Consider the following 11,702-nt stretch of genomic DNA (forward strand, 5'->3'; position numbering starts at 1 on the left):
GTGAGATAAAAATTGCTATGAAAAGCTCATTATAACAAAAGGTATAATGAGGTAGTTATAAAAGTTCATTTACATCGTATAATAAAAATATCAAGCAAGTCTTGTTGCGTGTTTCTGTATAGCACCATTGTATACATTCTTACAGTATTTGTATTAGAATTGTATATGCAACTGGTCTTGAAGGTTTTGATTATTTACCAAAAAATAATCTCACTCTATGTACGCAGGTTCGAATCCTGCCATAACGAAAGTTATGTAGTTCAGCTGGATAGAACAATAGACATTTAAAATTCGTGGGTTCGAATCCCACTATCCGAAAGGATATGGCGGAGTGGTCAAACGCACTGGATTTCGGTTCTAGTAATTATGGTAAGCCTTACGGCATGTCGGTTCGAGTCCGACCTCACGACTTGAGAAAAGTCATCAGGAAGCTCATCATCTTGTAAAACTGATGAACCTAAAGTGTTGAATGTTTAATGAGTTTTTAAATAAACACTTATAAACGTACTTTGAAATAATAACCATTACATAAACAATGTATTGAAATTTAGTATGTCAGTTATAGTATCAATTAGTATAACCCATGTAGTAAACAACAATACAAAAGCTATGTAATCTTATTATTTCCGTGGGCTTATAAGCATTAACATTCAGTACTTTTTACAAAAACAAACAAATTTCTCTATGGTGAGAAAAACAACGTATAAACAATTAAAAACAAAAAGATTATGAAAAGAATAACAATTAATCAAGGAAAAGTAGGATTAGTATTTAAAAAAGGAGATTACATAAAGGTAATTAAAGCGGGTACACATTGGTTAGGGTTTAATCAAACAATGGCAGTATACGATTTAACAAAAGATTTTTATACATCAGTAGCTTTAGAAGTGTTGTTACAAGACGCAACTTTAGCAGCAATGTTAGAGATTGTTGAAGTACAAGACAATGAGTTAGTTTTCATGTACGAAAATAATAACTTTAAAAGAGTTTTAAATGCTGGAAGACATGTTTTCTGGAAAGGGTTTATTACTAGAACCTTTCAAAGAATAGATATAAGCAAGATTGAGATTACTGAAAAAGTTGATGCCTCTTTATTCGATAATTATGAGGTAAACAAATATGTTAGAACTTTTGAAGTTGCTGCCTACGAAAAAGCGGTGTTGTTAGTGAATGATACCTACCAAAAAACATTGGTAGGAGGGACGTATAGGTTTTGGAAAAATGAAACAACTATTAAAATAGCGAAAGTAGACACCAGACAATTACAATTAGAAATTGCAGGTCAGGAATTGTTAACTAAAGACAAAGCAAATGTTAGAATTAACTTTTATACGCAGTACAAAGTAACTGATATTGAAAAAGCGTTATTGGCTAACAAAGACTATGAAAAACAATTATATGTAAACATGCAGTTAGCATTGAGAAAATATGTAGGGCACTACACATTAGATGAATTATTAGCTAACAAAGAAGATGTGTCAAAAGCAGTTTTTGAAGAAACAAAAGCGAATGCTGAAAAATTAGGTGTAGTAATTCAAGGTTGCGGAATTAGAGATGTTATTTTACCAGGAGAAATGAAAGAAATCATGAATCAGGTATTGGTAGCACAAAAGAAAGCCCAAGCTAATATTATTACCAGAAGAGAAGAAACAGCCTCAACGAGAAGCTTATTAAATACTGCTAAATTAATGGAAGACAACGAAATGTTGTTTAAGTTAAAAGAAATGGAGTATGTAGAAAAAATTGCTGATAAGATTGGAGAAATTACAGTTACTGGAAACGGAAATGTAATTAAACAGTTAAAAGAAATATTTGTAGCTAATAAATAATTACATTGGCAAAATTAGAATTTTAGAAGTTTAGAAGTTTAGAAGTTTAGAAGTTTAGAAGTTAGGTATAAAAAATATATAATTTGTTTATATCTAAAACCTAACTTCTAAATTCTTTTACTTTTAAATAGTTTTCAGACGGAGATATAAGAATTATATTTAACATAATATTTAAAAATATAATTCAGAAACTTCAACGAATATTAAACACTTATAAAAAAGATTGTTACAGGTTATCTACATGTGGATATGAATAAAATTACAGTGTCGTAAAATGACTGTAACAAATTTGTAGATACCATAAAACATATCTACAATTAAATAAAAAACACTTCGTCATTCTATTTACACAATTTAAAATGTATTATAATGTACCGCGTTATGTAACTTTGCTTTGGTAAAAGCAATAGTTTCATTTGCTGATTTTTCTTTTAAAAGTTTTCTTCTCCAAAGCTTCTTTCACTACAGTTATTGGAACACTCTTTATACGAAACGACGATAGGAGAGTAGTGGAATGTGTGTGGAATGCAATAGAAATTACGCTTATCAACTTATTGCAACGCTTATGTATTTTATCTTTTCTAACCTATCTATATTTAGTTATTTTGCAATTGAATATGACACAAAGAGGAAATATAAAAATGAAAGATACAAACTCACAATATTGGAAATACCAATTCTTGGGATGGAGCTTTGCTTCTTTATATTGGGCATATATTGCTTATTTTAAACAGGATTATTCAATATTTTATACAGTTGTTAACTTTATTTTAGATGTCATAATTGGTGTGCTTTTAACACACACCTATAAATTAATAGTAAAAAAAGGAACTTATAAACCTGTTAATAAATTTAGTTTCATTCAAATAGGTATATCCATCACAATTTTGGCTATTTTATTTATGCTTCTTAACAATCTCAAATGGTTTGTATATTGGGTTCTTATTCAGCAAAGAGACTTTGGTTTCATAAGTTCATTATTTTTTTGGGATCCTCCATTAGTGACAGGCTTGCGATTAATGTCTATATGGGTACTCGCGTATCATTTATATCATTATCATAAAGAAAAACTAAAAGTAACAAAGCAGAGCGCAGAATTATCTATTCTAGCTAAACAAGAACAATTAAATCATTTGTCAAAACAATTAAAACCTCATTTTTTATTTAATTCATTAAATAGTGTAAAATCTTTAATTTCAGAAAACCCGACGAAAGCTAGAAGATCAATTGATTTATTATCTGATTTATTGCGTTCATCCATCTATACCAAAGAAAATTTAATAACAATAGAAAATGAATTGCAATTAGTTTACGATTATATAGAATTGGAAAAACTTCGTTTTGAAGAACGTTTACAATTAAAAACAACAACTGACAAAATAGTATTAAACTATAAAATTCCATCTTTATCTATTCAATCTTTAGTTGAAAACGCCGTAAAATATGGAATTCAAAATTCAGTAAAAGGAGGAACAATCAAAGTCAATATATCAAAACAATCGAGTAATATATTAATTCAAGTAAAAAATCCAGGTCAATTAATTGTCAAAGGGAATAACGATGGGCGTTTTGGGTTGAATAACTTAAAAAAAAGACTTCAATTGCATTTTAAAGAAAAAGCAAAGTTCACTTTAGTTGAATCTTTTAATGAAAATGAAGTAGTGGCAACTATAACAATACCAGCAAAAAGGTGAACAATATGGGAAAATACAAAGTTATCATTATAGATGATGAAAGATTAGCACGCGAAGAAGTAAAGCGATATCTAAATCTTCTACCTGAATTTGAAATTGTCGGGGAAGCAGATAATGCAGATAACGGGAAAGCGTTGATAGAAGCAAAAAGACCACATCTTATTTTTCTAGATATTCAAATGCCAGAAAAAACAGGCTTTGATTTATTAAATGAATTAACTATAGTCCCTGAAATTGTATTTACCACTGCGTATAGCGAATATGCTACAAAAGCATTTGATGTAAACGCTTTAGATTATTTGGTAAAGCCAATTAGAGAAGAACGATTTTTAAAGAGTATAAAAAAAGTTAAGGAGGAATTATCTAAAACACAACCAAAAAGAACAACCTTTTCTATACAGCATAAAATTTTTATCAAAGATGGAATAAAATGTCATTTCATTCCTTTGAGAGATATCAGATATATTGAATCATTAGAAAATTATGCTAGGTTTCATTTTAATGGTAATAGAGCAATGCTAAAACAATCACTAAATACAATTGAAAAAAAATTAGATGCAACGGTGTTTTTTAGAATTAATAGAAGTCAAATTATCAATACACAATATATAAAAGACGTATTTCCACATTTAAAAAATAGGCTGAAAATAGTTTTTACTACTGGTGAAACATTTGATGTTTCAAGTCGACAATCAGTACGTTTTAAAAACTGGAATAGTTTATAGAACCCCAATAATACAAACAATATAATAATTTTAATAATAGCTGTTTTCAAAACAACTATATGGCATAGCTATGCCTAAACATAATCAAGAAAAATGAAAAAAATATTAAATAATTTCAGAATAATAGTTCTATTAGTCTTTATAGGTATTACTTCTTGTAGTACCAAAGGCACGCTGTCAAAAGTCAAAAAAATCAATGAACAAGGTGAGCAATATTTAGTACAAGATAGTCTGTTAATAGAAACCCTAGATGGAGCAAAAATAGCAGCAATTGTTGTAAGAAATTCAAAAATAACAAAACCAAATACTAGCATATTAATTCATACCATTTACGCCCGACCTAAAGCTGATTTAGAAAAAGTTAAAACAGCCGCTAAAAAAGGATATATCGGAATTGTAAGCTACTCCAGAGGAAAAGCTTGGAGTCCAGATAAAATGATCCATCGAGAATTTGAACCGAACGATACATATGCTGTTATTGATTGGATAAGTAAACAACCCTGGAGTAATGGAAAAGTTGGGATGTATGGTGGTAGTTACAATGGATTTACACAATGGGCAGCTACAAAAAAAATGCATCCTGCTTTAAAAACAATTATTCCGTCTGTTTCATCTGCACCAGGAATTGCAGAACCAATGGAAAATGGCGTGTATATGAACTTTCAATATTCTTGGTTTCATTATGTGATGAATAACAAATATTTAGATACTACATTATACAACCAATATCATAGATGGGGAAAACTTAATAATACTTGGTATGAAAAAGGAACATCTTATCGTTTTTTGGATAGTTTAGATGGATTACCAAACCCTGAATTTCAAAAAAAACTAAACCATCCAACCTATGATGCTTATTGGCAAAAAATGATTCCTTACAAGGAGGAATTTTCTAAAATAAATATTCCAGTATTAAGTACAACTGGTTACTATGATGGAGGACAAATAGGAGCAATGTATTACCTAAAACAACACTATAAATACAATAAAAAGGCAGAGCATTATTTAGTGATTGGTCCTTATGGTCATTTTGGAGCTCAAAGAGTACCTGAACACAATTTTAATAGATATGAGATAGATAAAGTAGCACAAATAAGTATTACAGATTTAATTTGGGATTGGTTCGATTATATTTTCAAAGGAGCTAAAAAGCCAGCTATATTGAAAGATAAAATTAACTTCCAAGTTATGGGATCAAATCAATGGAAACACGTTGCCACTTTGAAGGAAATAGCCAATGATACACTAACATTTTATTTAAGTGACAAATTATCAAATATTAAAACTACAAAAGTCTTTACACCAGGAAATAATGGATATGATTTCCATTATACTTTAGCTTCAGAAAAATCCAAAGAAAAAGGTTTTATTTCTCAAAGTGTTGATTTTAAAGACAGATCATTAGAGGGGCAAAATAACTACTATGCACCTTCAATAGTAAATGATTCACTATCTATAGGAAATGGCTTCTCATTTGTAACAGATGTTTTTACAAAAGATTTTGAATTAAATGGTTCATATTTTGGAGAATTAAGTGTTTCAATTAATAAAAAAGATATGGATTGTTCCATTGTGTTATATGAGGAAACAGCAGAAGGAAAATATTTTAAGCTAACACTTCAATATATTGGTCGTTCAAGCCTTGTAAGAAATCGAGAAAAAAGAGAATTATTAGCTCCAAACAGAATCACTAAAATTCCTTTTAACAATGTAAGAATGACTAGTAAGAAAATAAAAAAAGGAAGTAGGTTAGTAATGGTTTTAAATATAAATAAGCATCCTTTTGAACAATTAAATTATGGAACAGGAAAGGATGTGAGCAATGAAACTATAAATGATGCTAAAATACCTTTAGAAGTTAAATGGTATAATAATAGTTATATCAAAATACCTATTTTCTCTAACTAAATTTTGATTCAATACTAAACTCCTTTTTTAAGGTAGACCTCATAAAACTTTGGTCAAAACAATAGGAGAGTGGAGCGACTATATTTTAGGGGTTTAGTATTATTTTTATTGGTATTTATGTATTTAAAGCCATTTTCTTTAGCAATCTTGGTTAGTCACAATGTTTCCTAAAATATAGCGTAACGAGCCGTTAATTGTTTCCAAAGTTTTATGCAGTCTTGATTTTTTTGTTTCTTTTTTTATCAAGAAAAAAAGATAAATAAACCTTAATGAGTTCTTCAGTTTCAATTTTTATTTTACATAATATTAGAAGTTACAATAAAAAAAATACTATAATGAAAGTGAGAATAAAGCAAGTGTACAGAAATTTTTAAGTGAGGAATTGAGCAAGGGAAAATTTTGTACTGTTGCGAAATATTAAACGAAAAGCTTCTGAAAACTTTTTACAACGAAAATTTCAATTACAGACAAATTATGAATACGAAGCCAAAAGCATTTGCTTTTTTTGGCGTTGGCAAGCGATGGATAATTGTGTTATAAATAAATTGCATTAAGCAATTTGATTTTATAAAAGCAATCGAGCGTTTGGTAGCGGCAATTTTACATAATGGCAAATTATAGTTACAAATGGTTTTCCTTATAAATCTAAAATCTTAACCCGTAAGAATCTCGTATTTGAAATTTTAATGACCCAAGTACCAAAGTTTATTGTGTGTTCAAGACTTTCTGGGATATTTTACATAATATGGAATTATAGCTTACAAAGTATTTTGTATTATAATTAATATTATGTAAAATAAAGACTAAATTATTTAACCATTAATACTTTGAGAAATTTCTTCTTGCAATAAATTGTTTTAACCAAAATGTGTAAGTCTGATACCAAAATGTATAAGTATTGTAGGATAATACGGCTTTAAATTTGCATTGTAATTAATTCTATAGCTGTACAGTTGCTATAAGCAGAATCAAGAGCAAAAAAGTATAACAGATAACACAATATCGACTAAAAAATAAAAACGATGAACAATTTAAAAGCAGGAAAAAATAGTGTGACATTCACTTCATTTGGAGTAGAATTAGTAGGAGATCTTTACCTACCTAAAGGATTTGATTCAAACAAGAAGTACAAAGCCATAGTAAGTGCTAGTCCGTTTCCACAAGTTAAAGGACAGATTATGGCAACCTATGGACCAGAAATGGCAAAAAGAGGGTTTGTTTTTTTGGGATTTGATTATTTAGGAATGGGAGATTCACCAGCATTACCAGGAGAACATAAAAAATCTAGATACATGTTTAGATTAATAGAAAATACTTGGGATGCAGTATCTTATCTCGGTACACTTCCTTTTATAGAAGAGATTGAAGGACTAGGTGTTTGTCAGGGTGGTTCTATCATTGCATCAGCAGCAGTTACAGACCATATAATTAAGAAAATAGCAATGGTTTCTGGTATGATGGCAGCAGATGGTTTTCAATGGTTAGGTAGAGAAGTTACAGACCCTATGATTGCAGCTGCTAATGACTCTATGCAAAAACAGTACGAAACTGGAGAACCTGATTATTATGCTCCATTTGGATTAGATGATGAAATGACTAAAGAAGAGTTTGTTACTACTGCCACTTACCCAGTAATGGCAGAAGAAACGTATAATTACTATGGAAAAAACGGTGAAAAAGGCCCTGGAACTGTTAAAAATGCTTCAAACATACATATTGCAGACCAAGCCATGCAGTCTTTAATTTCTATTGGAGAGGCTTATGCAGATAAAATTGTACAACCAAGTTTAGTAATATACAGTACCAATGCATCTACTGCCCCCTGCTCTACCCAATTTATAGCAAAACTTACTAATGATAACACAACATTAGCATTTGATGAGTTTACTCATGTAGATTTTTATTATAAGCCTGAAGCTGTAAAAGCATCAACAGATGCTGTAGCAGAATTTTTTAATAAATAATTTAGATAGAATTTTTACAAGTATTAAACTCCTAATCGATTAATAACGTCTTAAGCTTTTCAATATGAAAATACAAGAACTAGAAACATTAGTGAAAGGACAGAAAGTACATCAAATTAAATGTGGTAATCATCGTTTTATTGATATCACTATCGTCGCAATTGAAGGACGTTTTTTTGTACGTCAGTATAAGTTCGAAAAACGAAGCTGGTATCATGCTTTTTTAGAGCATCCTGAAGGTGCTATGAAAACTGGTAACACAGTTGTAGATATTGATGGTGTTATTCCCACGGATTTAGAAGAAATAAACCCTAAAGTAAATAAAGCATATCTAAAATTATTAGGATTGATTTATCCAGTAATGCGATTGACATTTGACACAAAAAAACATGAAACGTCTACTTTAGAGCTTATTCCCAAAAGTCTATGAAAAATAGTATACAAAAAATTATAAAAAAAATGTTGATTACCCTCTTATCACTTATTGGTATTTTGATAGTTGCTTACGTTTTGATTGTCAAATTTTATCCTTCTTTCGGTGGCGACGTCACAAAAAAAGATTATCAATCTTATACTAGTTCTAAACAATACGAAAATGGCAAATTCCGTAATAAGGATGCAAACGTTCCGCAAAATTTAGGGTTTAATGATATGGTAAAATTATCTTGGAAATTCTTTACTACCAAAGTTAAAAACGGAAGACCAAAGCAAGACTTACACGTTCAAAAAATAGATTCGATAAATGTTGCTGATTATAAAGGTGACACACGCTTCATTTGGTATGGGCATTCGGCTTTCTTAATGCAAACACAAGGAAAAAACATTCTAATTGACCCAATGTTTGGTAAAGTAGCTGCACCAATGAACTTTTTAGGTGAAAATCGTTTTAATAAAGAGATACCTTTAGAAATTGAGAAATTACCTAAAATAGATGCTGTAGTCATTTCCCACGACCATTACGATCATTTAGATTATGAAAGTATTGAAAAGCTAAAATCAAAAGTAGAACACTATTTTGTTCCACTAGCCGTTGGAGTGCATTTAAAAGCTTGGGGAATTTCCGAAGAAAAAATTACGGAACTTGATTGGTGGGGAGAAACAACATATAAAGGTTTGCAGTTTATCTGTACACCATCTCAACATTTCTCTGGTAGAAAAATGAATAATCATCAGAGTACTTTATGGAGTTCATGGATAATCAAAACACCAACTGATAACATCTTTTTTAGTGGAGATAGTGGTTATGGTGAACACTTTACAGAAATCGGCAACAAATATGGACCATTCGATTTTGCAATGCTAGAATGCGGACAGTACGATGAGCAATGGCAAGACATACATATGCTTCCAGAGCAAACTGCGCAAGCAGGCGTAGATTTACAAGCAAAAAAAATAATGCCAATTCATTGGGCAGGTTTTAAACTGGCATTACACTCTTGGACAGACCCAATTGAACGTGTTACTAAAAAAGCAAATGAACTAAACATACCTTTGGTAGCACCAAGAATTGGCCAAACATTTACCATAAATAATATCGAAAACAGTGATTCCAGCTGGTGGAATGAATATTAATAATAAATCGTAGATTTACAAAGTACAGAAATCATGAAAATGTCAAGTCTTAACTTCAATTCCATAACAGAATTCCACGACCATTTTAGTTTAAAAGTTCCTGAAAATCCTTTATTTAGTATTATCCATACTGAATTAGAAGAAGATGAATATGAGAGTTGTGAAGCTTATGCTTTTGACGAACCTGTAGAAATAAATTGCCAGTTTTATGGTATCAGCCTAAAGAACATTATTTCAGGGGAACTCTCTTATGGACGTACTAAATATGATTGTACTAAAGGAACAATGTTGTTTACAGCGCCAAACCAAACTTTAATATTTAAAGATTTGGTGTTTAGTTCAGAGAGTTATCATATAGCATTTCATAAAAATTATATACAAAGCCTTGATATTTATGAAAAAATCAAGACCTATAATTTCTTTAATTACAATGTAAACGAAGCACTTCATCTATCACCTAAAGAAGAAGAGATAGTAAAAAATATTTTCAAGAGTATTAAAGCCGAATATTATAATAATCATGATGAGTTTAGCAAAGAAATCATTATTTCTCAATTAGAAACTTTATTAAAGTATGCTGATAGATTTTACAAAAGACAGTTTTTAAATAGAACTGATGATAACAAGATTTTAATTACCAAATTTAAAGATATATTAAACACCTATTTTGAACAAAACTTATTTGCTGAAGAGGGAATCCCTACTTTAGATTGGATGGCTACACAATTAAATGTAAGTCATCGTTATATGAGTGACACTATAAAAGCTGAGACAGGAAAGACAGCTGTAGATCAAATCAATTTATTTTTAGTTGATGAAGCTAAAAGTTTATTGTTGAATCCAAATTTTTCAATATCTGAAACGGCATATAAACTGGGGTTTGAATATCCTCAATATTTCACTAGAGTTTTTAAAAAAAAGGTAGGAATGAGCCCAAAAGAATACATAAAAAAGTATTCTTCTTTGAATTAGATTTTAACTAATTGTTTCCATTCCATACATATTTTTGTCACTACTTTATTCTAACGAAAAAGAGTCACCCTCCTCTCCTATTTAATATAATCTATTATCATAGCTTGAAATGATTATATGTAGAGGGATTAATTTCACATATTATTAACGAGAACAAAGTCTATTATTCTTATTTTCGCCCTATGCAAAAACAATTATTATTCTTAATAGCAATAGTATTTAGTCTATCTATTCAATCACAAGATAAATTAAAAGGGCAAATAATAGATTCAGAATCTAAAAAACCTTTAAGTGCGGCTCATATTTTAAATCTTAATAGCGTAGTAGGTACTATTACTAATGAAAATGGGCTCTTTGACCTTGTTGCTCAAGCAAACGATACCGTTCTAGTTTCTTATTTAGGTTATGCTTCTATTAAACTAAAAGTTACTAATGATCTTTTAAAAGGAAATGAAGTTGTTATATCTTTAGAGGAAAAGCCAGAAGAGGTAAAAGAAGTTGTAATTAAGTCAACTGAACTAATTGGTGTTTTAGAGGTAGATATAAAACAAGTTCCAAAAGATCGTTTTACTAGAATACATATCAATGGATTGCCACAAACGTATGAAGTTGGAAGGCCTCAAAAAATTTCCTCTCCTATTGCTAAACTCTTGAATCCGGTTGATTTGGTATATAACCTATTCGGAAGCAAACCTAAACAGCTTAAAAAATTAAAGAAGCTTAAAAAAGAAGATGATTTGCGTAAAATGTTAGCTGGTAAATTTGATCGTGAAGTTATGATGGAATATCTTGAAATGGATAGGGCTGAGTTAAATAAGCTATTATCTGACTGTAACTATTCTGAATACTTTATAAAAAAAGCCAGTGATCTACAATTAATTGAAGCTGTTTTAAATTGTTACGAAAACTATAAAACAGTAAAAAAAGGTAAAATAGAAAGAAACAGAATACCTGATAAAAATTAATTTTTTTGTAAAAAAAATAGGGTAAGTGATATTTTATATGTTATATTGTTTATAAATTAATATATAATTACTT

At 29.8% G+C, this 11,702-nt stretch carries 9 protein-coding genes; all 9 read left to right on the forward strand.

Annotated features, from left to right (window positions below):
* Window positions 1-728: 728 nt before the first annotated feature.
* Window positions 729-1,829, forward strand: a complete 1,101-nt coding sequence (locus tag ABHQ57_RS09710; RefSeq protein WP_389863498.1) for a slipin family protein — start codon at window positions 729-731, stop codon at window positions 1,827-1,829.
* A 641-nt stretch (window positions 1,830-2,470) separates the two neighbouring features.
* Window positions 2,471-3,523 carry a sensor histidine kinase gene (locus ABHQ57_RS09715; RefSeq protein ID WP_053056666.1) on the forward strand — a complete coding sequence of 351 codons (1,053 nt, stop codon included), beginning with the start codon at window positions 2,471-2,473 and terminating at the stop codon, window positions 3,521-3,523.
* A gap of 5 nt (window positions 3,524-3,528) precedes the next feature.
* Window positions 3,529-4,248: a LytR/AlgR family response regulator transcription factor gene (locus ABHQ57_RS09720; RefSeq protein ID WP_389863501.1), complete on the forward strand. Its 720-nt coding sequence runs from the start codon at window positions 3,529-3,531 to the stop codon at window positions 4,246-4,248.
* A gap of 93 nt (window positions 4,249-4,341) precedes the next feature.
* On the forward strand, window positions 4,342-6,156 hold the full coding sequence (locus ABHQ57_RS09725; RefSeq protein ID WP_389863504.1) for a CocE/NonD family hydrolase: 1,815 nt from the start codon (window positions 4,342-4,344) through the stop codon (window positions 6,154-6,156).
* Window positions 6,157-7,178: 1,022 nt separating this feature from the next.
* The gene (locus ABHQ57_RS09730) at window positions 7,179-8,120 is read left to right on the forward strand and encodes an alpha/beta hydrolase (protein WP_389863506.1); all 942 of its coding nucleotides are present in this window, start codon (window positions 7,179-7,181) and stop codon (window positions 8,118-8,120) included.
* Between the two features lie 64 nt (window positions 8,121-8,184).
* The gene (locus ABHQ57_RS09735; RefSeq protein ID WP_167713804.1) at window positions 8,185-8,550 is read left to right on the forward strand and encodes a hypothetical protein; all 366 of its coding nucleotides are present in this window, start codon (window positions 8,185-8,187) and stop codon (window positions 8,548-8,550) included.
* A gap of 29 nt (window positions 8,551-8,579) precedes the next feature.
* The gene (locus tag ABHQ57_RS09740) at window positions 8,580-9,692 is read left to right on the forward strand and encodes an MBL fold metallo-hydrolase (RefSeq protein WP_073184181.1); all 1,113 of its coding nucleotides are present in this window, start codon (window positions 8,580-8,582) and stop codon (window positions 9,690-9,692) included.
* A gap of 39 nt (window positions 9,693-9,731) precedes the next feature.
* Window positions 9,732-10,664 (forward strand): AraC family transcriptional regulator, encoded by a 933-nt coding sequence (locus ABHQ57_RS09745; RefSeq protein ID WP_047788767.1) that lies wholly within the window; start codon window positions 9,732-9,734, stop codon window positions 10,662-10,664.
* A 182-nt stretch (window positions 10,665-10,846) separates the two neighbouring features.
* Window positions 10,847-11,629, forward strand: a complete 783-nt coding sequence (locus tag ABHQ57_RS09750; protein WP_047788766.1) for a carboxypeptidase-like regulatory domain-containing protein — start codon at window positions 10,847-10,849, stop codon at window positions 11,627-11,629.
* Window positions 11,630-11,702 lie beyond the last annotated feature (73 nt).

The organism is Tenacibaculum sp. ZH5_bin.1 (genome assembly GCF_042865525.1).
GTDB lineage: Bacteria > Bacteroidota > Bacteroidia > Flavobacteriales > Flavobacteriaceae > Polaribacter > Polaribacter mesophilus.